The organism is Legionella worsleiensis, assembly GCF_001467535.1.
In the GTDB taxonomy this organism is placed as follows: Bacteria; Pseudomonadota; Gammaproteobacteria; order Legionellales; family Legionellaceae; genus Legionella; species Legionella worsleiensis.
The window spans coordinates 99,696-123,429 of the sequence record NZ_LNZC01000005.1 but is presented as its reverse complement, the minus strand read 5'-3'; the positions used below and the strand labels follow the sequence as shown (position 1 = coordinate 123,429).

Sequence of the window (23,734 nt, the reverse complement as noted above, 5' to 3'; positions counted from 1 at the left end):
TAAACTTATTGTTAGAGCGAACCAGATTGCTTGGCAGGAGCTAAAAAAAATGGCAGCCTAAAATTGATCGTGCGTAACATGAGTCATTCATTATCAGTCACAATTCATATGCAGATTAAGAGCCTATTCACAGAGTTATCCACAGAATATGTGGATAAGTAAAAAACTGAATAATGAGAAAAAAAGACGTGATAAGTCTTATGGAATAAGCTCTTTTAATTGATTGATAGAATTTTAGAGATAAATTTTTTGAAGGTGTAGATAAAAATATCCACAAGAATGAAATAACATATTTAAATATCACCATGTATACTAACAATAAAAAAATTTAAAAAACAGTCTTGACTGGCATGAATTTTGATCTAATTTGAAAAATAAATTTCTTTGTTTTAAGCATACTGATAAATTACAGTCGGTAAGCGACTAAATAATACAGGCAATCCTAAATTTAAAACATTTTATCTCGTATCCGAATTATCAAAAATTTTTTTACTAGGGTATGTTGACAATTCACCGCTGCCTACGTGCCGTGGCTTGTCCACGGCATCCAGTCGCTCTCAATCATTGGCAAATTTCTTCAAATAGGTCGCACCATTCGGGATTAAGTTTTTCAATTAGATTTCATTTTCACTGTCTTGGGCAATTTTTGAAACGTTTTTCACGGCGAGCTGCTTCAATATACAACTCATCCATTTCATAATAAACCAGCATGTGTACGTTATATTTGGCTATGAAGCCGGGTATGAATTTATTTTTGTGCTCACAAGTACGTTTATTAAGGTCTGTCCTAGCTCCTACATAAAGAGTGCTGTTAGTAAGAACCGTCGTATTATGAGTTTGCTCCTCTTAATCAATCCATTAGAAAGTTCATACTTTAATTTGACCATCTACTGGATGCCGTGGACAAGACCCGGCAGGGTCCATATATGTCAACAGACCCTAATAAATTGATTGAATTTCAGTATGTAAGTGAAATAACCATTCTCCAACGATTAGGTCATAGATGACGTTGAAATAAGCTGCCATGTTAAAAAATGACCTCAATTTGTTTGATTTGTCCTAATTTTAAACTAAACTCAAGATAATGGAAATGAAATAGGAAAAATTATGGACAAGTCCAACCTTCGTTTTATATTTTTAATTCGATTTTTATTTCTTTTGTTCATGGTTGTCGTGTATCAATCTGCATATGCGGCTGGTAATACATTTATCTTTAATCCTAATACCTTAACCTGGAAAGCCATTAACGAAAATGGCAAAGTAGTTAGAACTGGCCGAGGATCAGGTGGAAAAAGCTATTGTCCTGATGTGGGTAGAGGATGCAAAACTCCTTCTGGAGTATATCGAATAATCAGTAAGGGCGGGCCAGGTTGTAAGTCCAGCCGATACCCACGTGGACGTGGCGGGGCTCCTATGCCCTATTGCATGTTTTTTAGTAAATATTATGCAGTACACGGTTCCCCTGATGTGCCAAACTATAACGCAAGTCACGGATGTGTACGAGTCAAACCCAGTGATGCGTATTGGCTGAGTCGTAACTTTATGAAAATAGGTACAAAAGTGATCATTAAACCGTACTGACACAAGTCATTATGAGATATGATACCTAAAAAAAATCACCATTCATCTTGATGAATGGTGATTTTCTACTTGAAGTTTGTATCTGAACTAATCTTCATCATCAATGCTAAAAGACGAGCCGCATCCGCAGGTTGTTTTTGCGTTAGGGTTCCTGATGACAAACTGCTCCCCTTGAATACCTTGAATGTAATCAATTTCTGCGTCATGCAGATATTGATAGCTCATGGAATCAATCAGGAGCTTTACAGAAGATTCGCCATCCGAGCATCGTTGCTCGACTATAGTGTCGTCATCGTTAATTTGTTCATCAAAACTGAATCCGTATTGAAATCCTGAACAACCCCCACCTGTGATGGAAACACGTAAATTAAGATTAAAGTTATCCTCTTCTCTTATTAATTCTGCTACTTTATCCGCTGCGCTGACAGAAAAGTGTACATCACCTGTGGCAGGTGCTATATCAACTGTAGCCATTATATACTCCGGTTAGATAAAAAGTGTTGTCTCATATAATAAATTATAACAATTATCGGATGATTTGTTCTATTGTCGCTCCACCCAAGCATTGGTTTTTATCATAAAAAACGACATATTGACCAGGTGTAATTGCTCTTTGGGGGCTGGAAAACATAATATAATGCTGATTTCCATCTTGAGGGGAAATCATACAGGCTTGCTCAGTCTGACGGTAGCGGGTTTTGGCATAACATGTAATCGGTAATTTATCGTAACATTCCGCTAACCAGTGAATAGGGCCGCAGATGAGTCCCTGAGCGTAGAGCATGGGATGTTGGCTACCTTGTGCCACATATAGGGTGTTTGTCTTGACTTCTTTTTCAACCACATACCACGGTTCGTCAGATGAGTGCTGCATGCCGCCTATTCCCAGACCCTGGCGTTGTCCCAATGTATAGAACATTAAACCATCGTGCCGACCAATTGTGGTTCCATCGGTATTTTTGATGTCGCCAGGCTTGGACAGGATGAATTCCTTTAAAAATGATTTAAAGCGTTTTTCACCGATAAAGCAAATACCGGTTGAATCTTTTTTGGCGTGAGTAATCAATCCTAAATCTTTGGCAAAAGCACGTATTTGTGATTTATTATAATCGCCAACAGGGAACAAGGTTTTTGCCAGAGCGCAGGGCTCTATGGCGTGGAGGAAATAGGTCTGATCCTTATCTCTGTCTTTCGCTTTATAGAGATAACCGATGTCTCCTGCAATTTTGTTTTTTGCATAATGTCCAGTGGCGATGAAATCCGCTCCCAGCTCCAAGGCATGGTTTAAAAAAGCATTGAACTTAATTTCCTTGTTGCATAACACATCAGGATTAGGAGTTCTTCCCTTTTCGTATTCACTTAGAAAATGAGCAAATACTCTATCCCAATACTGCTCTGAAAAATTGACGGTATGAAGAGGAATACGTAACTTATTACAAACCGCTTGTGCATCGGCGAGATCTTGCGCTGCGGGACAGAAAGTATCAGTATCATCCTGTTCCCAATTTTTCATGAACAGGCCTTCAACATGATAACCTTGTTCTTTTAGAAGCCAGGCAGCAACAGAAGAATCTACCCCTCCAGACATACCTACAATGACTTTAGCGCTCATACTGCATAGTACCGTTAAAATTAAAACATCATAATGCATTATTATCTCACAAAAATGTGAAAAGAAGGAGATATAGACAGTTCAAATAGTGTTATCTTTGTGTGAAACACCGGAACATGGTAAAATACTTCCCGAAATAATGATTGAGTCTTTAACACAGCTTGTTGAGATTAGACGTTTTTTGAAGAGGTTAAAAACATCATTTGGTTGATATTTTTAACAATATGGTGGATAATATTGCTTTTGGATGTTTGAATACATGCTTCATTTACCCGAACTGGCGAAACAAAGCCAGCAAATTCAAACGGTAACAGTTCACGAAAGGTTACCTAGCTTCATTCATGGCCCGTGTCAATTGACCGTTGCTTTGTCTGTAGAAGCTAAAGATGATTATTTTTTACTACATCTGCACACAAACGGTGTTCTTCAGGTTATATGTCAGCGATGTTTATCCGAATTTCCCAGTTCTTATGACAACAAGACTACTGTTGCTGTGTGTCGTAGCGACGAGAGAGCGGAGCAGATTCTTGAACTTTATGAATGTGTTGTTGCATCCAACTGGCAAGTCGATCTCCTTGAGCTTGTTGTTGATGAATTACATCTTTATGCCCCCCAGTTTCATACCGAAATTGAGGATTGCAGTAGCGAAGTAAATGATATTTTAACCGGGAAAATTGAAACATCTTAATATTTTGTGCAATAAATACTTGGATTGAAGCTAAAATATCGGTAATATTCCCGCTTTATGAATGCAAATTGTTTAGGAGTAATACAATGGCCGTACAACAAAATAAAAAATCACGTTCACGACGTGATATGCGTCGTTCTCATGACGCTTTAACCAAGCCAACATTGTCTGTTGATTCAACCACTGGTGAAACGCATCTTCGTCATCACATGACACCAGACGGTTATTATCGTGGCAGAAAAGTGATAGACACTGATTCTTCCTCTGCTTACGAAGAACAAGAGTAATATTCTTGAACAATATCACCATTGCAGTTGATGCAATGGGTGGGGATCATGGTCTAAGTGTGGTGATTCCTGCCTGTGTGCGTGCAGCTAAAAAAAATCCTAATCTGAAGATATTACTTGTCGGTGTGCAAGACAAAGTGACTGCTTCATTAAAGAAGCATGGTGTATTGTCTTCAAATCAGTTTACGGTAGTTCATGCATCCGAGGTTGTAAACATGGATGAACTGCCTTCACATGCATTGCGCAATAAAAAAGACTCTTCCATGCGAGTGGCCATAAACCTGGTTAAAGAGGGCAGAGCACAAGCCTGCGTAAGCGCCGGTAATACTGGTGCTTTAATGGCTACCGCCCGTTTTGTCTTGAAGACCTTGCCTGGAATTGACAGACCTGCAATCATCTCGGAATTACCAACAATAAAAGGTAAAACCTGGGTTATTGATCTGGGAGCTAACGTTGATTCTTGCGCAGAGCATCTCTTTCAGTTTGCAGTAATGGGATCTGCTTTGATTCAGGCTATTGAAAAAAAAGCGAAACCCAAAATTGCATTACTCAATATCGGAGTTGAGGAAATCAAAGGCAATGATCAGGTTAAGCGAACCGCTCATATGTTGGCTGAATGTTCTGTAATGAATTATGTGGGCTACGTTGAGGGTGATCATTTTTATTCTGGTGATGTAGATCTGGTTGTTTGTGATGGATTCGTTGGTAATGTAGCACTTAAAGCAAGCGAAGGTTTAGCAAAGTTGTTACTGACGTTGCTTAAAGAATCGTTCAACAGAAACTGGTTTACAAAATTGGCAGGCCTTATTGCCTTACCCGCTTTGAAACACCTGAAAAACCGCCTGGATCCTTCACGCTATAACGGAGCCAGCATGCTTGGTCTAAACGGTATTGTGATTAAAAGCCATGGTGGAGCCAACGAACTCGGATTTGAGTACGCTATAGAGCAAGCAGTTCTTGAAGCACAGAGTAATGTTGTTGATTTAGTACGAGATCAAATTAATGATTTTATAAATCAGGGATTGTTGTTATGAAAAATGCTGTAATTAGTGGCACGGGAAGTTATTCTCCTGAGAAACAACTCACCAACGCTGACCTCGAAAAAATGCTGGATACAAACGATGAGTGGATAGTATCACGCTCTGGAATCAGCAGTCGTAGCATTGCCCAACCTCATGAAACTACTTCTTATATGGCCTCTCGGGCTGCGGAACACGCCTTGGCTTCGTCCGGTCTTGCTGCTGAAGAAATAGACTTGATTCTTGTTGCAACCTGCACGCCCGATCATTTTTTTCCAAGCGTAGCATGTCACGTACAACATGCATTAAAAATAAAAAAACCTATTCCCGCTTTTGATGTTAGCGCAGCGTGCAGCGGTTTTGTCTATGTTATGGATATCGCTAAACAGTATATAGCTACAGGTGCCGCTCGCCATGTGATGGTGATTGGTGCTGAAAGCATGTCCAGAGCTGTTGACTGGACGGATCGATCAACCTGTGTTCTCTTTGGTGATGGTGCCGGAGCCCTTGTATTGAGTGCTAGCGAGCGTCAAGGTATTTTGGGAAGTGTTTTACATTCTGCTTATGATGCAGACAAGTTACTCACCCTGCCTAATACTGCATTTGAAGAGAATCGAACAACGATTGGTATGCGTGGAAATGAAGTATTTAAAATTGCTGTGAATATTATGGGTGATGTTGTCGATGAAGTACTGGCACTCAGTCAATTAAACAAGTCAGATATTAACTGGCTAATTCCACATCAGGCTAATATACGTATTATCAAGGCAATCGCTAAAAAACTGTCTCTCCCTATGTCGCAAGTTATCGTTACTATTGGTAATCAGGGCAATACATCAGCAGCCTCTATACCACTAGCGCTGGATCATTCCATTAAAAACAACAAGGTAAAACGAGATGAGTTGTTATTAATTGAATCATTTGGTGGAGGAATGACTTGGGGTGCAATGGTCATTCGGTACTAATTAACTAAAAAGGTTTATTCTATTATGACTAACACAGCGTTTGTATTTCCTGGTCAAGGATCACAATCTGTAGGGATGTTATCAGATTTTTCTCTTCAATATCCAATTGTTACTGATGTCTTTGCAGAAGCATCTGAAGCAGTAGGATATGATTTATGGGATTTGATTCAGAATGGACCGGTTGAGAAATTAAACCAGACCGAGCATACTCAGGCAGCGATGCTGACATCTGATGTGGCAGTTTTTCGATTATTAATTCAACAAGGTTTTCCTCATCCTTTGATTATGGCTGGACACAGCCTGGGAGAGTATGCTGCTTTGGTTTGCGCCAACTCATTATCACTCTCCGATGCTGTACGCCTGGTTGCTCGCCGAGGTCAGGTGATGCAAAATGCTATTCCTCTTGGACTTGGTGCAATGGCGGCCATTGTAGGATTGACCGATGAGCAGGTTAATACTTTATGTGTGGAAGCAAGCACGGAAGAAGAGAAAGTTACTCCTGCAAATTATAATGCTATTGGACAGATAGTTGTTGCTGGCCATACTCCTGCAGTCGAACGTATGATAAAATTGGCAAATGACGCTGAAGCACGTTTGGCAAAAATAATTCCTGTCAGTGTTCCTTGTCACTGCCCTTTGTTGACTGAAGCTGCTGAGCTTTTTGCACAAGATCTGGCGCAAACTGATTTTAAAAATCCCGCAATAGATGTAATCAGTAATGTGGATTTAAGTGTCTATTATTCTGCAGACCATATTAGAAAACAGTTAAAAGAACAATTATATAGTCCTGTGCGTTGGGTTGAGACTATTCAAATGTTTAAGAATAGAGGTATTGATCTCATCATAGAGTGCGGTCCAGGAAAAGTTCTTAATGGATTGGTTAAACGAATTGACCGAAGTTTAAATGTGATTAGTGTTTATGACACCATTAGCCTGGATCAGGTAGTGGATCAATTACATATTCCAGCTTAAGAGGATGCGTGATGATAACTTTAGAAGGTAAAATAGCTTTGGTAACCGGAGCAAGCCGCGGGATTGGTCAGGCAATTGCGGTTAAACTTGCACGATGTGGTGCGTTTGTTTTTGGAACTGCAACTACAGAACAGGGCGCTGATTCGATTAATACATTGTTTGAAAAAGAGAAATTATCAGGCAAAGGCATTGTTTTGGATGTTACCAATTCAGAACAAATTGAGAATCTGATGACTTCATTAACTGAAACAAATCAATGTCCTTCAATTCTGGTAAATAATGCAGGGATTACTGCGGATAATTTACTGTTAAGAATGGACGATGAGGAATGGTACAGGGTTATTGAGACTAATCTAAATTCTATCTATAAAATGTCCAAGACCTTTATAAAGCCCATGTTTCGAGCCCGCTGGGGTCGAATTATTTCTGTAGGTTCTGTTGTTGGTTCAAGTGGTAATTCAGGCCAGGTAAATTATACTGCGGCTAAGGCGGGCGTGGTCGGTTTTTCAAAATCATTGGCTCAGGAAATCGGTAGCCGAGGTATTACTGTAAACGTAGTTGCCCCAGGCTTCATTGATACCGATATGACAACTTCATTGCCTGATATGGTAAAAGACGAAATGTTAAAAAGAATTCCAATGCGCAAATTAGGGCAAGCGGAAGATGTAGCTGATGCTGTTGCTTTTTTAGCGTCAGACAGTGCTAAATATATTACAGGTGAAACAATTCATGTCAATGGCGGCATGTATATGAATTAAATGCTCTTGCGTTATCTGTATAATTGAATAAACTAACCGTCAGCATTTAAAGTATTTCTATAAACCGAAAGAGGAAAATCAAGTTATGAGTACAGTTGAAGACCGTGTACGTAAAATTGTTGTTGAACAATTGGGCGTTAAAGAAGAAGAGCTAAAAAATGATGCGTCATTTGTGGACGATTTGGGTGCTGATTCTCTTGATACAGTGGAGTTGGTAATGGCTCTGGAAGAAGAGTTTGAAACTGAAATTCCTGATGAAAAAGCAGAAAAAATCACCACGATTCAAGAAGCTATTGACTATATTGAATCTAACTTAAACAAAGAAGAAGCTTAATTTTTTCGAGGAGCTTTGATTGAATAAACGGCGTGTAGTTGTTACTGGCATGGGGATGCTTACCCCGGTCGGACTTAATGTACAAGAAACTTGGCAAAATATATTGGCTGGAGTCAGTGGTGTAGGAATGGTTGAAGATTTTGATACCAGTGAATACAGCACGAAAATCTGGGCCAAGGTCAAGAATTTTAATATTGAGAACTACGTGCCTATCAAAGATGCTCGTAAAATGGACGTGTTTACGCAATATGGAATTGCTGCTGCGGAAGAGGCAATTCTTGATTCTGGTCTAAAGATTGATGAAGCTTTATCACGCCGTACAGGAGTTGCTGTAGGTGCGGGTATCGGTGGAATTCAAACGATTACCAACAATCAGGATAAACTGGTTTCTGGCGGTCCGCGTAAAGTTTCACCTTTTTTTATTCCAGCAGGCATAATTAATATGGTTGCTGGACAGATTTCTATTAAGCATAATTTAAAAGGCCCCAATATTTCTGTAGTTACTGCATGTACTACTGGAACTCACAATATTGGTCTGGCTGGTCGAATTATTGCTTACGGTGACGCAGATGTTATGGTTTGTGGTGGAGCAGAAATGACCACAACACCACTGTGTCTTGCTGGGTTTTCAGCAGTCAGATCTTTATCCAAGCGTAATGATGAGCCGGAAAAAGCTTCGAGACCTTGGGATAAGGACAGAGATGGTTTTGTTATGGGAGAAGGCGCCGGTATACTTGTCCTGGAAGAATATGAACATGCGAAAGCAAGAGGCGCTAAAATTTATGCTGAATTGGCAGGTTTTGGTATGTCTGGAGATGCTTATCACATCACCGCTCCTGACGAAGATGCTGACGGTGCTGCTCGAGCTATGGAAGCAGCAATACATGATGCAGGTATAAATCCTCAACAAGTGGATTATATCAACGCCCACGGCACCTCAACTTATCTTAACGATATGAACGAGACCAAAGCCATTAAACGAATTTTTCAGCAACATGCTTATGATCTTGCTGTTAGCTCAACCAAATCAATGACCGGACATTTGTTAGGGGCTGCGGGATCAGTCGAAGCAATTATCAGTATTTTAGCAATAAAAGATCAAATTGCTCCTCCAACTATAAATCTGGATAATCCTGATGAGGGTTGTGATTTGAATTATGTTCCGCACACGCCACAAAAAAGAACCATAAATTATGCTTTGAGTAACTCCCTTGGTTTCGGTGGCACAAATGGCAGTTTGCTGTTTAAGCGAATCTAAATGAACTCCGCAAGGCATAAAAAACTGGCACTTTATATTTTTGCTCTGTTTTTTATGTCTTTTTTATATTTCGTCTGGTATGTCTATCAATTAGCGTTTACTCCCCTTGCAGTTGAAAGTACTTCAAACCAAATAATCACTATTGAACGATCAGCATCTGCGTACCAGGTAGTGAATCTGTTAAAAGAAAAAAAACTTATCCATTCGACTCGATTTTTGTTATTGATCATTCGTTACAAAGGTCTTTCACATCAGATTAAAGCAGGAGTTTATCTCCTCAAACCAGGTGAGACCGTTATTGAGTTACTCCAGAGAATAGTAGCTGGGGATGTAATCAAACAAAAGTTTACAATTATTGAGGGAACGACTCAAAACAAAGTAGCTCAAGATTTAATGAAAGCACCGTATTTGCATTATCATCCTGAAGATTGGCTTGGCATTCAGGGAAATTATCCTAATTCTGAGGGATTGTTGCTTGCTGACACCTATCAATATCAGGGAGGAAGCAGCAGTAAAGAACTTTTGGAACACGCACACGGTAATTTGCTTTCATACCTGAATGATGCCTGGTCGCATAGGGCTTCTGATTTGCCGTATCGTAATGCTTATGAGTTATTGATTGCGGCATCGATAATTGAAAAAGAATCGGCTCTGCCGCAGGAACGAAAATTAATTTCAGGCGTCATTGTAAATCGATTAAAAAAATCTATGCCTTTACAAATGGATCCCACAGTTGTTTATGCTCTTGGAGCAGATTATAAGGGTAAATTATCGCATAACGATCTGTACGTTAAATCACCCTATAATTCATACATTAATAAAGGGTTACCTCCCACGCCTATTGCAATGGTTGGTAAAGAATCTATTGATGCAGCAGCGCATCCTCAGCCTTCTCAATATCTTTATTTCGTTGCGCGAGGAGATGGTTCTCATCAGTTTTCAGAAACCTATGAACAACAACGAAAAGCGATTAATCAATATCAACGTAAGGACAATTAATGACATTGTTCCATGGAAAATTAATAGTAATAGAAGGGCTTGAGGGAGCAGGTAAATCTACTGCTGTGGGCACTGTCATTAATGAATTAACGCAGCGAGGCATCTCTACTGTAACGACTCGTGAACCGGGAGGAACGGATATTGGCGAGATTTTAAGATCAGTAATCAAAAATCCTCAATACAGTGATGTCCTCGATGACAAATCGGAATTGCTTTTGCTTTATGCGGCACGAATCCAATTAATCGAGCAAGTGATCAAACCTGCTTTAAAAAAAGGGATATGGGTTATAGCAGACAGATTTGAATTATCTACACTGGCTTATCAGGGTGGGGGTAGGGGATTGGATTTAGAAATGATAAAAAGATTATCCGCTTTCTGTCTTGATGGTTTTAAACCTGATCTTACTTTATATTTAGATATTGCTCCTGAAACAGGGATGCAAAGAGTAAGACAACGTGGGGCATATGACAGAATTGAACAGCAATCCCTGGATTTTTTTCATCGTGTCCATCAAACCTATATCAATCATATTCAGCAAAATCCAGATATTGTAACTGTTGATGCAAGCCAGCCTTTGCATACAGTACAATGTGCAATTAAAGATTCAATTATTCAATTTATAGAGCGTTAAGATGAATCATTGTGAACAATGGCAAAAAATTCAAGCTGCTTTCGCTCAGCAGCGTATGCCTCAGTCTTTGCTTTTGGTAGGTCCTCTACATTGTGGTCTTGAATCATTTGTTAAACAAATAATGAGTTTAGTGCTTTGCCAGTCAGAGCATAATAAGCCGTGTTTGAGTTGCAGTAACTGCCAGATGGTAGCTCGAATGGAACATCCTGATGTTGAATGGATAAAGCCTGAAAAAAATGGTGGGGCAATAAAAATTGATCAAATCAGAGAGTTACATCGTTCGGCTTATTTAACTCCCCAACGTGCCGATTATCGATTAATTGTCATTGAGTCAGCAGACAGAATGAATACCGCTTCGGCAAATGCTTTGTTGAAAATTCTGGAAGAACCAGCGCAACACGTTGTATTTATCCTTATGGCAGAACAATTAAGTACAATCTTGCCAACCGTATTAAGCCGTTGTCAGATTCTTACTTTTTCAGGAATAGATGATTCTGACTCAACTAATTTATTATCTCTTGGAACATATTATGCGCCGGATTCAGACCGAGCTGTTGTTTTTAGGGATGCCGATGTTATTTTAGATGGACTTATTGCCCTGCTTGAACGAAAGCAGCATCCTTGTTCTCTTGCATCTGCGTGGACTCATTATGAATTAGGTAGTTTTTTATGGTTTTTGTATTTGGTTTATTCTCAAATACAAATAATGCACATAAAAAAACACAGCATTTCTGAACCTGCATCGCAGCAACTTAATCGATTAGTACCATTAGTTTCTCCTTTGTTATTATTCAGACAAATTGACAAAATTAATACGCTCTTGAAAAAAATAAGCCATAATATGAATGTGAATCAAACATTAGCTTTAGAAGATTTGTTGTTTTCACTTGGTGCTGACGATTTAACATCTTAAGTATTCAATAGGAAAAAATTATGGCAGACAAAATTCAATTGATAAACTGTTCCTTTTCCAGCGAAGCCTCTTTGTATTTGGCTTATATGCCTTTTGTGAAAGGAGGGGGCCTTTTCATCAGAACAAATCATATCTATCCTCTTGGTGAGTTGGTGCAATTGTCAGTAAAGCTGATTAATGAGCCAGATGCCTATTTGGTTAATGCTAAAGTGGTATGGATTACTCCCAAGGGCGCTCAGGGAAATAAGCCCTCTGGAATAGGAGTGCAATTTCAAGGTGAAAACAGTAGGTATTTATGTAACAAAATAGAAACCTATTTAGCCGGTATGTTAAAATCAACCCAGATGACTGATACCATCTGATTCGTTTAATTGTAAGGATTTATATGCTCGTTGATTCACATTGTCATTTGAATTTTATTGATTTAACCGATTTTAACCATGATTTGTCTCAAGTGATTCAGTGTGCCCAGGAACAAGGTGTGAATCATTTTTTAACTGTATGCGTTGAATTAAGTGACTATCCCCAATTAGAAGCTATTGCATCAGCATATCCTAATATTAATATTTCTGTGGGTGTTCATCCAAACAGCGAAATGACAACACCAGTGACTGCTTCCTTACTTTGCGATATGGCGGCTAACCCTGCGTGTATTGCGATTGGCGAGACGGGTCTTGATTATTATCGAACGCTTACCGATGAAGCACGAGAAATGCAAAGACAGCGTTTTCGAGAACACATAAAAGCGGCATTAATTACGGCAAAACCCTTAATTATTCATACTCGCCAAGCAGCAGAAGATACTCTTGCTTTAATGGAAGAAGAAAAGGCTAATGAAATAGGTGGGGTGATGCATTGTTTTGCAGAGGATATTGATATTGCCAAAAGAGCTATAGATCTTAATTTTTATATTTCTTTTTCCGGTATCGTCACGTTTAAAAATGCGACAGCACTTCAAGAAGTCGCAAAACAAATTCCTCTGGATAGAATTTTAATTGAAACGGATTCACCTTATTTGGCTCCAGTTCCTTTCAGAGGAAAACAAAATCATCCTGCACTGGTAAAATATGTAGCAGAGACTTTAGCAAATCTGAGAGGAACTGACTTTGAAACCATAGCCAGAAGTACCTCGGAAAATTTTTACAGATGTTTTAAAATCCCTGGCATTTGAGTTTCAGGCATTTTTGAATACAAATCAAACAGGTTGAGTGTGTAAAATTTTTCTCTTTACTACTCAGTTTCTTTAGTTTTGTCATTGCTGCGTCAGGTGGGGATCTATGTTTAATTTGACTTTTTCCATCGTCACTATAGTTTCTCGCCTTTGCGGGAATGACAAAATTAATGAAACCGAACAATACAGAGAATTTTTTAAAAAGCTGCCTTTTCACTGGTTTGCAACATGCTCAAAAAGAAACAAATAATTCCCATAGTCATCATACTCATAGGCAAAATGTAGTAATTGGTCGTTAACAAGCTGCCTATAATTCCTGCAATTAAAGCAGAGAGGCTCATACGTACAGCATTGATCACTGCCGTTGCCGATGCTGCATTTTCATAAAAATCTCCAAGAGCAAGAGATAGAGCTGGTGGGTTAACAATGGTTACCCCCATTGTGCTTAACAATAAGGGAATAAGGCAAGTTAGGCTAAGTCCAAAGTACAAGTAGAGAATAAGGGACGTGCATGTTCCCATGACAATCAAAATACTCCCAAAACACATATTCCATCTTAATGAAAAAACATCTCGCAATCGAATGCCTATGAAATTACCCAAGATCATTGAAAATCCATTAAACGCAAAAATACATGCAAAGGTAATTGGTGAGTAATGCAGTTGGTCAATAATCAGATAGGTTATGTTGATTATTATGATCATAATATTAGTAAATGAAGCTGTAAAAATAGTCATTCCCAACCACATTGATCTATTTTTTAGAATCAGGACATACTGTTGCAGTGATTTAATGAAAGAAAATGAGGTTTTATCCTTCTTCCATGCGGGTGACTCTTTTAAAAAAGGTTTGGCGAGAACAAGAAGAACAAATCCAACCAGTGTCATACATACAAAGCTTGATTTCCATCCTGAATTCATGAATACCAACGAGCCTATTAATGGCGCAATAATCGGTGAGATGGAAACAATCATTGCAATGTGAGAAATAACATTAGCTCGTTCTACGGTATTTTCGTAATCCCTGGTTGAGGATATAGCTATCACTCCAGAACAACAAATAAAAAAACTTTGTAACGCTCTTCCTATGATAAGCATGTAGATAGAGGTTGATTGAATGCAAATAATAGTTGCCAGTAAAAAAAATAACATACTTAGAACTATGGATTTCAGTCTGCCAAAATGATCGATTATAGGCCCCCAGAAAAGCTGAGCAATCCCGTTAACAAAAAGATAAACACTAAGTGTTAATTGCCCCAATTCGTGAGTGGTTCGAAAATAGTGAATAATAGTCGGTAAAGCAGGTTGATATAAATCAAAGGTAATCAAAGAAAAACCTGATAAACAGGCGGTGTAAATAAAAGGTGTTCTGGAGAGGGGCATTTCGTTCCTTAATATAAAGTAGTCATTTTTTACCTCTGCTGCCGACTAACCAATTTATTTTATGATAACTTTGTCAGACATCTGCGTATTTAGTACTATATACCAACTGGCTTAATATTTTGAGTGTTTCATGAGTTTATATATAGGATTAATGTCAGGTACCAGTATGGATGGTATAGATGCTGCTTTGGTAGACTTGCCTTCTAATAGGCTGGAATTTGGCATCACCCAACAATACAGTGACGAATTGAAGAGACAATTGGATGATGTGGTGAGTGGCAATTTATTAAGTCTTGCTGCACTATGTCAACTGAACACGTTAATAGGTAGAGAATTTGCTTTTGCCGTAAATAAACTCCTTCATGAAACGAAGATCTCGCCCAAGGTAATCAAGGCTATAGGAAGTCATGGGCAAACGGTGTGTCACGACAGTACCAGCGCTATTCCTTATACCTTGCAGTTGGGTTGTGGACATACCATTTCGTCACTCACAGGAATCACCGTAGTTGCTGATTTTCGTACTCGAGACATGGTGAATGGCGGCCAGGGCGCTCCTTTTGCTCCACTGTATCATCACGAATTATTTGCCAGTGTTGATTCCCAAACGAGCCTTGTTAATATTGGCGGTATTTCCAATGTGACGTTCATTCATCCGAACCAACCTACTCGTGGTTGGGATATCGGTCCAGGAAATTGTCTGATGGATGCATGGATCATGCGTCATCTTCATAAACCTTATGATGCGGAGGGCTCATGGTCTCAGAAAGGCAAGGTAATTGAGCCTTTATTATCACAATTACTCAATGATTCTTTTTTTTCTTTACCCTCACCTAAAAGTATTGGTAAGGAATATTTTTCTTTATCGTGGTTAGACAAATACCTTGATGACGATTATAAGCCTGTTGATATTCAGGCTACTTTATTGGCTTTAACAGCGAGAGCAATTGCCAATACTATCCGTTGTCATGAAGAAACAAAACAGGTTTATCTTTGTGGCGGAGGTGCTCACAATACGCATTTGCTGCAAACCTTAGCGGATTTATTACCTCATGTCAGGGTATCCAGTATTGCAGATGCGGGTTATAGTCCTGATTATCTGGAGGCTATGATGTTTGCCTGGCTCGCTGCTAAAACCCTGGATAAAATTCCCGTAAATTTAACTTCAATAACTGGTGCAAAAAAACTTGCACTATTAGGCGCAATATATCCTATACTAAATTCATATTGACAAACCAAATCGCCTTGCGTTTAAATGGGCAATTCCAATCAGAGTGAATTTAAATTGAACGCACATTGCACTGTAAGAACTAAAAATGAAGTAGGTGAAAGTCTGGCTACAGCGTATTGTATTTTTTTTCTCGCAGCCTCTTTTTATTTATATGAATTTATTCTTCAGGTTGCACCCAGTGTCATGGCCGAATCCATGATGAAAACCTTCGGTGTTTCAGGACAGGGGTTTGGCGTCATTTCTGCATTTTACTTTTATGCTTACGCACCATCTCAATTACCTGCTGGAGTATTATACGACCGATATGGCCCCAGAAAACTGATGACTTTTGCCATAATTTTATGTGCTGTCGGTTCTGCTTTTTTTGCATCAACGGATAGTGTATTTACTGCATGCATAGGTCGATTTTTAATTGGTGTTGGTTCTGCATTTTCCTTCATAGGCGTATTGGTGCTTATTTCACGTTGGTTTCCTCCTTACTATTTCGCCATACTTGCTGGGATTGCTCAATTGATGAGTTCAGTAGGTGCGATATTTGGAGAAATGCCGCTTGCTTCCTTAATTGCCGTTGTGGGATGGCGTAACGCAAGTTTTATATTATCGATCGTTGGTTTTGTGTTGGCTGGTTTTTTTTGGGCGTTTATTCGTGATTATCCTCATCAGCAAAATCAACCCATACCTCAACACTATCTCAAGGATGAGTGGAAACGGCTAGTTGCTGTCTGTAGACATGCACATACCTGGATTACTGGCGGATATGCCTTTGCTATCTGGACCCCGATCGCTGTTTTTGCAGCGCTTTGGGGTGTGCCCTATTTACAAGAAAAATATCAGGTTTCTGTTGTGGCCGCATCGGGTTTATGCAGTATGATCTGGATTGGTATAGGAGTAGGGAGTCCCTTGCTTGGCTGGTTTAGCGATAGAATTGAAAGCAGGCGTATTGCTTTGATTATAAGTGCAATTTTAGGTCTGATTGCTACTTTATTACTGCTGTATTATCCCCAATTGCCTTACAGTTGGTCTTATGCCGTTTTATTTGTTTTGGGATTGGGCGCAGGTGGGCAAACGGTAAGCTTTGCCGTAGTTAAAGAGAATAATCCACCAGAATTAGTTGGGACTGCCTCAGGATTTAATAATTTGTCTGTTTTGATTGGTGGCGCTATATTTCAACCATTGGTTGGTTATATTCTCCAACAAACAGATTCATGGAGATTAGTAAATGGTGTGCATGTTTATGAGATCGCAAGCTATCAAACTGCCTTGTTAGTCATGCCTCTGTGCTTTATGGCTAGTCTACTCATCGCTTTATTTTTAATAAAAGAAACGCATCCTGCTCACAAAGTAATTAAGAGACAATGATTTAATCTTCTTATTTCACAAGTCGCTTGAGGTTGGGAGTAGTCTGATAAATTATTACTCCCTAAATTAGCATCAGCCATTAAACTATCTGTAAACCAGAATAGTCTCCGAGATTGAGCTCCATACTAGCTTCCGAACTGTTATTTTTGCTGATATCAGTTTGTTCTATGATGAGTTGATTGGCGTCTTTTTTCGTACCGAAGAGGGTATGAATATTGCCCAGAAATGACTGCTCCAATCCTGTATTATTTTTTACTGACGAAGTGGATTCAACACTGGAAAGGTTATCCCAAATTTTGGACAGCGATAGACTTAGCGAAACAACTCCAGAAACCATTAGGATTAGAGCGGAGGTAAGACTAAAGGTCATGAGCGGAAAGACAAAAGCAAGTAATGACACACCAGCAACTACTGGTATTAAGAATGCAACAGCATAACAGACTTTAAGTATGTTCTTTTTGATAATGTCTAAACTCCAATGTTCCGATTTGGTGTTAATTTTTTGGAGCGCTTGATCCAAAGACAGGGTATTTGTGCTCAATTGCAAGAGTAGTGTATGCAGCTCACTGTACTGCTTTATTACTTCCTCTTGTGTAATAATGCCTTTATTGTAAAAGCGATCGTGATAGAACTCTCTGATTATTTGCAGTTCATTCAGAACGTTTTTGAAAATCTGTTGCTGCTCCTGTGATAAGGAACAATTCAATTTTAATTCAGATGGTGTATTACATGATAATAGATGTTGAAAATCTGCAAATTGTTTGTCAACGGCTTTAAACTTATTAGCTAATGTCATCATACATCCTTTTAGATAATTCAATAAAGGTATTTTATCTTACATGAATTTTGAGTTCTGTACATGAAAGAAAAGGTCATTATATACATCTTCTCTTAACCAGGCGGTTTGCTAAGACTTGGTTATTCTTTGTATTTAAGAATCCATAGGCTTGTTTGACATTTCATTTTTTTTCATAAATGTTAATGCAATAAGCAGTAAAAATAACAAGCCAATCCCATTACAGTAAAGACCAAAGTGCAGATTATTGTGGGTGCGATAAAACGCACTACCTAACTCAATACCAAGTGCCGCAATCACCATGACGTTTATGCTGATTATGGCCGAAGCGGTTCCCTTGCTAACCGAGGTAGTAAACAGACAAAACCGGTTTAAAGGCGCATTGATGACGCTAAGGGAAAAGAAATAAATCAGAATACCAGGAATTAAGTAGATGTAATGATTACCATAAAAATAGGGTAATAATGTTATTAACATCATACCTGCACTCATGATAATACAGCCTAGATAGATGATGGTCTTTATGTTCAATCTGTAAGTTAAGCGATGGAGAAACCAGTTTCCTAAAATGGTTGCTCCAAATATTGGTAATTGCCATAAACCGTATTGGATGACCGATAGTTGTGCTTCCTTGATCATAATAATAGGCGCAAGGGCAATCCAGGTAACAAAAGGTATACCAATGACTGCAGTTGCCAAAGCGCTGGTACAAAATTGCAAATTTGTTAAGAGATCTTTGTAGTTATTAAATACAGCACGTGCTGTTAATGTTGCTCTGGGGAGATGAGAGCCATCTTTACGAGTCTGGCCTATCGGCTCAGGCATATATCGCCATAATCCCCAAAGTACCAGAATAGCGCACAATGCTATCATCACGAATATAACACGCCAGGAGGTGTAGTGAATTACTATAGCGCCTAATATTGGTCCACATAAAGGTGCTAAAACTGTGGCATTTGCCATGATTGCAATAATGCGCACGGCGTCCATTTCTTCAAACATTTCCTGAATGGTCGCATAGCCTATAACGCCTATAAAACACAATCCCATACCTTGAAAAAATCGAGCTATAAGGAACTGATTCATAGAAGAGGAGCAGGCAATCCACAGGGTGAAAATAAAGAATAAACTCGCTCCCAGTAACATCATGGGTCTTCTTCCATACGCATCAGAGATGGGGCCAAGTACTAGCTGCAAGCTTGCTCCACCAAGAACATAGACTGTTAACGAAGTGGCAACCATGGACTCAGGTGCATTAAACAGTCTGACCACAAGAATCATGCCTGGCATTATCATGTCGTTAGCCAGATAAGTTAAAAACTCATATGAGACTAAAAAAAAGGCAAATATTAAAGCGTGTCTGCGTGTGATATTGATAAGTGGTTCAGACATTAGGGTTGCCTTAATTTTAAAAGTAATAAATAGTATATCTGCTCTGTGAAGCAGAAAAAGAAGCCATCTTTTTTAAAAATTATGTCATCTGCTGTAGAAATTCGTTTAAATGTGGTTTATCAGATTCTGTACGCAAATAAGTTTTTAAGTGCTCTATAGACTGACTGTATTCATCGACGGTGATGTTGCCACGAATAAGCTCAAAACGTAGATACACACAATAAGTATTGAGTACATCGGTCTCACAATAATCTCTTATTTCTTTAATTTGACCAGCAGCAAACTGTTCCCAGACTTTAGAGCCACTCATTCCCATTTTACCAGGAAAGCCAAGCAGGGTAGAAATATCATCCAGTGGGGCAAATGCTTTATTCTGATAACCTGCGATAACATCCATCAAATCGATATGACGATAATGAAATCTGCTCAGGTAGTTGTTCCATTTAAATGACTGTTGATGTTCGCCAGTTTCCCAGTAGGTGGGTGCGCTTATACCATGTAAAAGAGCGCGATAGTGGAGAACAGGTAAGTCAAATCCGCTACCATTCCAACTGACCAGGGTTGGGATGTGTTTGTCGATACCAGCAAAAAAACGGGTAATTAACTCTTTTTCATCCGAGTAAATATCCCCAAGAGACCACACTTTAAGTTGTGAACCATGACTTAAAACCAGAGATATAGCACATATTTTCTGTAGATAGTGCGGTAGAAAATCAGTTCCAGTTTTTGCTCTGCGCAAAGCATACATGGCTTGTGAAATTTCAAGATCATTTAGACCTTCCAGATCATAGAGCTTGCGTCCTGCGTCTATATCGGGGATGGTTTCAATGTCAAATACGAGTACGCTCATGGTTTTGTTATGCAGATTCTTTTATTTATCAATTGTAGCATGATGTTTTGCGTGTTGTCATACCAGATGTCAGTCAATAATATGATTTTGGAGGCTACAAAGTCTTAAATTCTCAATCACATGGATTGTGGTAATTAAATTTGCTACTATAAATTTTATTTCTATGGGTTAAAAATACCTGGTTTTTTAACGGATTAATGTTATGAATTTAAAATCAGTTAGTCTTTTAGCAACGGTATTGCTCCTGGTCTCTTGTGTTAGTCATCCACCGCCCAGAGATGTCAATAATATATGTACCGTTTTTAAACAGTATCCAAAATGGTATTCTGATGCAAAAGACGTAGAAAAACGCTGGAAAGTTCCTGTTCCTGTTCAAATGGCAATTATTCATCAGGAGTCCAAATTTGATGCAAGTGCCAGGCCGCCAAGGACCAAGTTATTTTCAATAATTCCTTGGAAAAGGCCATCCAGCGCTTATGGTTATGCTCAAGCCTTGAAATCGACCTGGAAAGAATACAAACAAAGTAATGGCTGGTTTTGGTCATCTCGTGATGATTTTGCCGATGGCGTGGATTTTATTGGCTGGTATGCGAATCAAGCTGCAAAGCGGGCGGGAATACCCCGTTCAGATGCTTACTCTCTGTATTTGGCTTATCATGAAGGAGTGGGCGGCTATCAAAGAAAATCGTACTTGCAAAAACCATGGCTTATTTCAGTGGCGCACAAGGTTAAAGCAAAATCACAAACTTATGCAGCACAACTTAAATCATGCCCTGATATCAGCTCCTCTCATTCTTGGCTTTGATGGAGTAGTCTTTAAAAAAATATACTAAAAATTTTTTAAAGTTTTGTTGGATTGGTATTATACTACTGTTTTGATTTTTTAATTTAGATCACTTATTAAGGAGTTTTTGATGCGATTAATGCTTTTAGGTGGCCCGGGGGCTGGAAAAGGAACCCAGGCATCGCGTTTAATTGAACGCTATAAAATTCCACAGATATCAACAGGCGATATGTTACGTGCGGCTATCGCCCAGCGTACTCCATTGGGGTTAAGTGCACAAAAAATTATGGAAGCGGGTGGATTGGTTTCTGATGATATTATAATTGGTCTTGTTGAGGAACGTTTAAAAAATCCTGATTGCGCTAATGGTTTTTTGTTTGACGGTTTTCCAAGAACCTTGGTACAGGCAGACGCTTTAAAAAAAGCCGGAATTTTTTTGGATCATGTGATTGAAATTGCTGTGGATGACGAAGAGATCATCAAGCGGATTAGCGGACGTCGTATTCACCAACAATCTGGCCGCGTCTATCACATTATTAATCACCCCCCTAAAAAATCAGGAATTGATGATCTGACTGGCGAGCCACTGATACAACGTGATGACGATAAGGAAGATACAGTTCGTAAACGTTTGGAAGTTTATCATTCGCAAACAGCCCCATTGATTAGTTATTACAAAAACTGGGCCAATGAAGGTACTAATAAAGCCCCCCGGTTTCATACGGTAGAAGGAATTGGAACTGTTGATCAAATATTTGATCAAATTGTTACCTTGCTTGAAGTTAAGGACTAGACATGCCAACCATTAATTTAACCAGTGGTGAGTTTGAATCGTTAATCAATGATAACGAGGTAGTTTTTATTGATTTTTGGGCAGGCTGGTGTGCTCCTTGTAAGCAATTTTCAATGGTTTATGAAAAAGTAGCAGATCAATTTCCCGGGATTGTGTTTGCCAAGGTTAATATCGAGGAACAACAGGATTTGGCTGACTTTTTTGAAATACGTTCCATTCCTTATCTTATGGTATTTAAGCAAAGTATTGTTATTTTTTCGGATGCGGGCAGTATGCCTGAATCAACATTGAAGGAATTGGCTCAGCAAGCTTTGGATGCTGATGTTACTGAAATAAGGTCTCAACTTGATGAAGAGTAGCCCTAAGATTCGTGATGTATTTTTTTAATTCCTCTTTACTTGCGGCGTCCATAGACAAATCAAGTTTGGTTCGCCGCATTAAAATGTCATCAACGCTTTTAGCCCATTCTTCCTGCAACAGATAGTTCACTTCAACTTGGTAAAGACTGCTCCCAAATCTTTTACCCATGGATTCAATATCAGTACATTGGGCAAGGAATAGCTCCGTCTGCGTTCCATAGGTATAGAGATAACGATTTAATAATTCAGAATTTAACCAATGATATTTCTTTTGAGCATAAATAACGTAGTGCTCAAAATTCATAGTTCCCAATGTTGCTCCAGGAAGAGGAGTTGTTTGGGTATGTGATTGGGGCAAATTGGGGAAAATGGAGGATAACTGATTAACCACATCCTCTGCCAATTGTCTGTAAGTTGTAATTTTTCCCCCAAGAATAGTTATAATGGGCGCAGGATCCGTACTTAATTCATAACTGTAATCACGGCTTAATGCTTTAACCTCTTTACCTTCATTTGCAATAAGTGGTCTGATTCCACTCCAGGTATAAAGAATATCTTCTTTTTGAATTTTAATTTTAAAATAAGAGTTTACCAGTGTAGTTAAGTAGGTGATTTCTTCATCACTGATTGTTACCTCGTCAAGAGAACCGGTGAATTCAACATCAGTTGTACCTATCATAGAAAATCCATGAAACGGTATTACAAACACGATGCGATTATCTTCATGTTGTAATAAATAAGCATGCTTGCCCTCATAAATTTGAGGTAAGACAATATGACTTCCTTTAACAAGAGTTATATTATATTTCTCTGGGGTCTGCATTAGTTTGGCTACGGATTGCACCCAGGGGCCAGCTGCATTGATAATAGTCCTCGCACGGATTTTATACATTTCACCAATCTCTGGTTTTACAGTAAGGTGCCAGAGCTTGTTGATTACTTCAGCATGAATTACTTTGGAGCGTGGACGAATACTTGCCCCATTAGTTTTTGCCTGAAGTGCATTAACAATAGTTAATCGAGCGTCATCTGTAGACGCATCATAAAATAAAAAACCTTGATTTATCGTTTCCTTTAATGGGTTAAAGTAATTGTTATCATTTGTTCTGTGCAGTGTTTTGCTTTTAGGTAATTTGTTTTTTCGGCTTAGATGATCGTAAAAAAAGAGTCCTAGTTTCAGTAACCAGACAGGACGCATATGTTTTTGGTAGGGCAAAATAAAAGACTGCGAATGCACAATATGAGGCGCCATATTCAATAAAGTCTGACGCTCATTCAATGCTTTTTTTACCATTCCAAATTCGTAATATTCCAAATAACGCAAACCTCCATGGATTAATTTGGTGCTGCTTGACGAGGTTTTAGAGGCCAAGTCATCTTGTTCGAAGAGCACTACGGAAAGACCTCTAAGCGCTGCATCTGCAGCACAGCCACAACCGTTGATACCTCCTCCAATAATTGCAACATCAAAAACCTGTTCCATGTTTTTGTCTCCGCATGAAGAATACATTCACTATTAATAATAATGCATCTCCTTCAGAAAAGATATTTTAAAGTCAGCAACTTTTCTTGGTTCAAATGCAAAAAAATCCAACTCTTGAC

General features: G+C 38.9%; 25 protein-coding genes and 2 pseudogenes. 19 read left to right on the top strand and 8 right to left on the bottom strand.

Features of this window, described 5'->3' with window-relative positions:
* Positions 1-561: 561 nt before the first annotated feature.
* Positions 562-813 (bottom strand): annotated as a pseudogene (locus tag Lwor_RS13420) (GIY-YIG nuclease family protein); the annotation flags it as partial.
* A gap of 294 nt (positions 814-1,107) precedes the next feature.
* On the opposite strand from Lwor_RS13420, the gene Lwor_RS03770 reads away from it, so the two are divergent.
* Positions 1,108-1,581 (top strand): L,D-transpeptidase, encoded by a 474-nt coding sequence (locus Lwor_RS03770; protein ID WP_058492569.1) that lies wholly within the window; start codon positions 1,108-1,110, stop codon positions 1,579-1,581.
* Positions 1,582-1,668: 87 nt separating this feature from the next.
* On the opposite strand, the gene erpA is transcribed toward Lwor_RS03770, so the two are convergent.
* On the bottom strand, positions 1,669-2,055 hold the full coding sequence (gene erpA, locus Lwor_RS03765; RefSeq protein ID WP_058492568.1) for an iron-sulfur cluster insertion protein ErpA: 387 nt from the start codon (positions 2,053-2,055) through the stop codon (positions 1,669-1,671).
* 52 nt (positions 2,056-2,107) lie between these two features.
* Positions 2,108-3,193 carry a tRNA 2-thiouridine(34) synthase MnmA gene (gene mnmA / locus Lwor_RS03760; protein ID WP_058492580.1) on the bottom strand — a complete coding sequence of 362 codons (1,086 nt, stop codon included), beginning with the start codon at positions 3,191-3,193 and terminating at the stop codon, positions 2,108-2,110.
* A 259-nt stretch (positions 3,194-3,452) separates the two neighbouring features.
* Here mnmA and Lwor_RS03755 point away from each other — a divergent pair, with 259 nt between their 5' ends.
* The 13 genes and pseudogenes from Lwor_RS03755 to Lwor_RS03695 all read left to right on the top strand — a co-directional run bounded on the left by Lwor_RS03755 (position 3,453) and on the right by Lwor_RS03695 (position 13,189).
* Positions 3,453-3,881 carry a YceD family protein gene (locus tag Lwor_RS03755; protein WP_058492567.1) on the top strand — a complete coding sequence of 143 codons (429 nt, stop codon included), beginning with the start codon at positions 3,453-3,455 and terminating at the stop codon, positions 3,879-3,881.
* Positions 3,882-3,967: 86 nt separating this feature from the next.
* Positions 3,968-4,168: a 50S ribosomal protein L32 gene (gene rpmF / locus Lwor_RS03750; RefSeq protein WP_058492566.1), complete on the top strand. Its 201-nt coding sequence runs from the start codon at positions 3,968-3,970 to the stop codon at positions 4,166-4,168.
* A 5-nt stretch (positions 4,169-4,173) separates the two neighbouring features.
* Positions 4,174-5,202, top strand: coding sequence for a phosphate acyltransferase PlsX (plsX, locus tag Lwor_RS03745; protein ID WP_058492565.1), 1,029 nt, complete (start codon positions 4,174-4,176; stop codon positions 5,200-5,202).
* A complete protein-coding gene (locus Lwor_RS03740) occupies positions 5,199-6,152 on the top strand; it encodes a beta-ketoacyl-ACP synthase III (protein ID WP_058492564.1) in 954 nt (317 codons plus the stop codon). The genes plsX and Lwor_RS03740 overlap by 4 nt, the downstream gene beginning before the upstream one ends.
* Positions 6,153-6,176: 24 nt before the next feature.
* Positions 6,177-7,124 carry an ACP S-malonyltransferase gene (gene fabD, locus Lwor_RS03735; RefSeq protein ID WP_058492563.1) on the top strand — a complete coding sequence of 316 codons (948 nt, stop codon included), beginning with the start codon at positions 6,177-6,179 and terminating at the stop codon, positions 7,122-7,124.
* 11 nt (positions 7,125-7,135) lie between these two features.
* Entirely contained in the window at positions 7,136-7,882 is a 747-nt protein-coding gene (gene fabG / locus Lwor_RS03730) for a 3-oxoacyl-ACP reductase FabG (RefSeq protein WP_058492562.1), read from the top strand.
* 73 nt (positions 7,883-7,955) lie between these two features.
* A pseudogene (gene acpP, locus Lwor_RS03725) lies at positions 7,956-8,216 on the top strand (acyl carrier protein); the annotation flags it as partial.
* A gap of 19 nt (positions 8,217-8,235) precedes the next feature.
* Complete coding sequence (gene fabF, locus Lwor_RS03720) at positions 8,236-9,474, top strand: beta-ketoacyl-ACP synthase II (protein WP_058492561.1); 1,239 nt, start codon at positions 8,236-8,238, stop codon at positions 9,472-9,474.
* Positions 9,475-10,473 (top strand): endolytic transglycosylase MltG, encoded by a 999-nt coding sequence (gene mltG, locus Lwor_RS03715; protein ID WP_058492560.1) that lies wholly within the window; start codon positions 9,475-9,477, stop codon positions 10,471-10,473.
* Positions 10,473-11,105: a dTMP kinase gene (gene tmk, locus Lwor_RS03710; RefSeq protein WP_058492559.1), complete on the top strand. Its 633-nt coding sequence runs from the start codon at positions 10,473-10,475 to the stop codon at positions 11,103-11,105. The genes mltG and tmk overlap by 1 nt, the downstream gene beginning before the upstream one ends.
* Before the next feature lies 1 nt (position 11,106).
* Positions 11,107-12,018, top strand: coding sequence for a DNA polymerase III subunit delta' C-terminal domain-containing protein (locus Lwor_RS03705; RefSeq protein WP_058492558.1), 912 nt, complete (start codon positions 11,107-11,109; stop codon positions 12,016-12,018).
* Between the two features lie 20 nt (positions 12,019-12,038).
* A complete protein-coding gene (locus tag Lwor_RS03700) occupies positions 12,039-12,380 on the top strand; it encodes a PilZ domain-containing protein (RefSeq protein ID WP_058492557.1) in 342 nt (113 codons plus the stop codon).
* 23 nt (positions 12,381-12,403) lie between these two features.
* The gene (locus Lwor_RS03695) at positions 12,404-13,189 is read left to right on the top strand and encodes a TatD family hydrolase (RefSeq protein WP_058492556.1); all 786 of its coding nucleotides are present in this window, start codon (positions 12,404-12,406) and stop codon (positions 13,187-13,189) included.
* Positions 13,190-13,386: 197 nt separating this feature from the next.
* Here Lwor_RS03695 and Lwor_RS03690 read toward each other — a convergent pair whose 3' ends face one another.
* A complete protein-coding gene (locus tag Lwor_RS03690) occupies positions 13,387-14,571 on the bottom strand; it encodes an MFS transporter (protein ID WP_058492555.1) in 1,185 nt (394 codons plus the stop codon).
* 130 nt (positions 14,572-14,701) lie between these two features.
* Here Lwor_RS03690 and Lwor_RS03685 point away from each other — a divergent pair, with 130 nt between their 5' ends.
* Both Lwor_RS03685 and Lwor_RS03680 read left to right on the top strand, forming a co-directional pair.
* Entirely contained in the window at positions 14,702-15,799 is a 1,098-nt protein-coding gene (locus tag Lwor_RS03685; RefSeq protein ID WP_058492554.1) for an anhydro-N-acetylmuramic acid kinase, read from the top strand.
* 54 nt (positions 15,800-15,853) lie between these two features.
* Positions 15,854-17,158, top strand: coding sequence for an MFS transporter (locus tag Lwor_RS03680; RefSeq protein WP_058492579.1), 1,305 nt, complete (start codon positions 15,854-15,856; stop codon positions 17,156-17,158).
* Between the two features lie 79 nt (positions 17,159-17,237).
* On the opposite strand, the gene Lwor_RS03675 is transcribed toward Lwor_RS03680, so the two are convergent.
* The 3 genes from Lwor_RS03675 to Lwor_RS03665 all read right to left on the bottom strand — a co-directional run bounded on the left by Lwor_RS03675 (position 17,238) and on the right by Lwor_RS03665 (position 20,196).
* The gene (locus Lwor_RS03675; RefSeq protein WP_147279841.1) at positions 17,238-17,957 is read right to left on the bottom strand and encodes a DUF5638 domain-containing protein; all 720 of its coding nucleotides are present in this window, start codon (positions 17,955-17,957) and stop codon (positions 17,238-17,240) included.
* A 132-nt stretch (positions 17,958-18,089) separates the two neighbouring features.
* Positions 18,090-19,346 carry an MFS transporter gene (locus Lwor_RS03670; protein ID WP_058492552.1) on the bottom strand — a complete coding sequence of 419 codons (1,257 nt, stop codon included), beginning with the start codon at positions 19,344-19,346 and terminating at the stop codon, positions 18,090-18,092.
* A gap of 79 nt (positions 19,347-19,425) precedes the next feature.
* Complete coding sequence (locus Lwor_RS03665) at positions 19,426-20,196, bottom strand: 3'-5' exonuclease (protein ID WP_058492551.1); 771 nt, start codon at positions 20,194-20,196, stop codon at positions 19,426-19,428.
* Positions 20,197-20,398: 202 nt separating this feature from the next.
* Here Lwor_RS03665 and Lwor_RS03660 point away from each other — a divergent pair, with 202 nt between their 5' ends.
* The 3 genes from Lwor_RS03660 (at position 20,399) to Lwor_RS03650 (ending at position 22,132) form a co-directional block, all read left to right on the top strand.
* The gene (locus Lwor_RS03660; RefSeq protein WP_058492550.1) at positions 20,399-21,001 is read left to right on the top strand and encodes a transglycosylase SLT domain-containing protein; all 603 of its coding nucleotides are present in this window, start codon (positions 20,399-20,401) and stop codon (positions 20,999-21,001) included.
* Between the two features lie 109 nt (positions 21,002-21,110).
* Positions 21,111-21,773: an adenylate kinase gene (adk, locus tag Lwor_RS03655; RefSeq protein WP_058492549.1), complete on the top strand. Its 663-nt coding sequence runs from the start codon at positions 21,111-21,113 to the stop codon at positions 21,771-21,773.
* A gap of 2 nt (positions 21,774-21,775) precedes the next feature.
* A complete protein-coding gene (locus tag Lwor_RS03650) occupies positions 21,776-22,132 on the top strand; it encodes a thioredoxin family protein (protein ID WP_058492548.1) in 357 nt (118 codons plus the stop codon).
* Here Lwor_RS03650 and glpD read toward each other — a convergent pair.
* The gene (gene glpD / locus Lwor_RS03645; RefSeq protein ID WP_058492578.1) at positions 22,098-23,615 is read right to left on the bottom strand and encodes a glycerol-3-phosphate dehydrogenase; all 1,518 of its coding nucleotides are present in this window, start codon (positions 23,613-23,615) and stop codon (positions 22,098-22,100) included. The two genes, Lwor_RS03650 and glpD, sit on opposite strands and share 35 nt — an antisense overlap.
* Positions 23,616-23,734 lie beyond the last annotated feature (119 nt).

What these genes read in the sequence shown, in the direction of transcription:
- mnmA (WP_058492580.1), bottom strand. Translation starts at nt 3,193, where the DNA reads ATGAGCGCTAAAGTCATTGTAGGTATGTCTGGAGGGGTAGATTCTTCT.
- Lwor_RS03670 (WP_058492552.1), bottom strand. Translation starts at nt 19,346, where the DNA reads ATGTCTGAACCACTTATCAATATCACACGCAGACACGCTTTAATATTT.
- Lwor_RS03665 (WP_058492551.1), bottom strand. Translation starts at nt 20,196, where the DNA reads ATGAGCGTACTCGTATTTGACATTGAAACCATCCCCGATATAGACGCA.
- mltG (WP_058492560.1), top strand. Translation starts at nt 9,475, where the DNA reads ATGAACTCCGCAAGGCATAAAAAACTGGCACTTTATATTTTTGCTCTG.
- Lwor_RS03700 (WP_058492557.1), top strand. Translation starts at nt 12,039, where the DNA reads ATGGCAGACAAAATTCAATTGATAAACTGTTCCTTTTCCAGCGAAGCC.
- Lwor_RS03705 (WP_058492558.1), top strand. Translation starts at nt 11,107, where the DNA reads ATGAATCATTGTGAACAATGGCAAAAAATTCAAGCTGCTTTCGCTCAG.
- rpmF (WP_058492566.1), top strand. Translation starts at nt 3,968, where the DNA reads ATGGCCGTACAACAAAATAAAAAATCACGTTCACGACGTGATATGCGT.
- fabD (WP_058492563.1), top strand. Translation starts at nt 6,177, where the DNA reads ATGACTAACACAGCGTTTGTATTTCCTGGTCAAGGATCACAATCTGTA.
- Lwor_RS03660 (WP_058492550.1), top strand. Translation starts at nt 20,399, where the DNA reads ATGAATTTAAAATCAGTTAGTCTTTTAGCAACGGTATTGCTCCTGGTC.
- Lwor_RS03770 (WP_058492569.1), top strand. Translation starts at nt 1,108, where the DNA reads ATGGACAAGTCCAACCTTCGTTTTATATTTTTAATTCGATTTTTATTT.
- Lwor_RS03650 (WP_058492548.1), top strand. Translation starts at nt 21,776, where the DNA reads ATGCCAACCATTAATTTAACCAGTGGTGAGTTTGAATCGTTAATCAAT.
- Lwor_RS03740 (WP_058492564.1), top strand. Translation starts at nt 5,199, where the DNA reads ATGAAAAATGCTGTAATTAGTGGCACGGGAAGTTATTCTCCTGAGAAA.
- Lwor_RS03675 (WP_147279841.1), bottom strand. Translation starts at nt 17,957, where the DNA reads ATGATGACATTAGCTAATAAGTTTAAAGCCGTTGACAAACAATTTGCA.
- Lwor_RS03695 (WP_058492556.1), top strand. Translation starts at nt 12,404, where the DNA reads ATGCTCGTTGATTCACATTGTCATTTGAATTTTATTGATTTAACCGAT.
- Lwor_RS03755 (WP_058492567.1), top strand. Translation starts at nt 3,453, where the DNA reads ATGCTTCATTTACCCGAACTGGCGAAACAAAGCCAGCAAATTCAAACG.
- erpA (WP_058492568.1), bottom strand. Translation starts at nt 2,055, where the DNA reads ATGGCTACAGTTGATATAGCACCTGCCACAGGTGATGTACACTTTTCT.
- tmk (WP_058492559.1), top strand. Translation starts at nt 10,473, where the DNA reads ATGACATTGTTCCATGGAAAATTAATAGTAATAGAAGGGCTTGAGGGA.
- Lwor_RS03690 (WP_058492555.1), bottom strand. Translation starts at nt 14,571, where the DNA reads ATGCCCCTCTCCAGAACACCTTTTATTTACACCGCCTGTTTATCAGGT.
- glpD (WP_058492578.1), bottom strand. Translation starts at nt 23,615, where the DNA reads ATGGAACAGGTTTTTGATGTTGCAATTATTGGAGGAGGTATCAACGGT.
- adk (WP_058492549.1), top strand. Translation starts at nt 21,111, where the DNA reads ATGCGATTAATGCTTTTAGGTGGCCCGGGGGCTGGAAAAGGAACCCAG.
- Lwor_RS03685 (WP_058492554.1), top strand. Translation starts at nt 14,702, where the DNA reads ATGAGTTTATATATAGGATTAATGTCAGGTACCAGTATGGATGGTATA.
- fabG (WP_058492562.1), top strand. Translation starts at nt 7,136, where the DNA reads ATGATAACTTTAGAAGGTAAAATAGCTTTGGTAACCGGAGCAAGCCGC.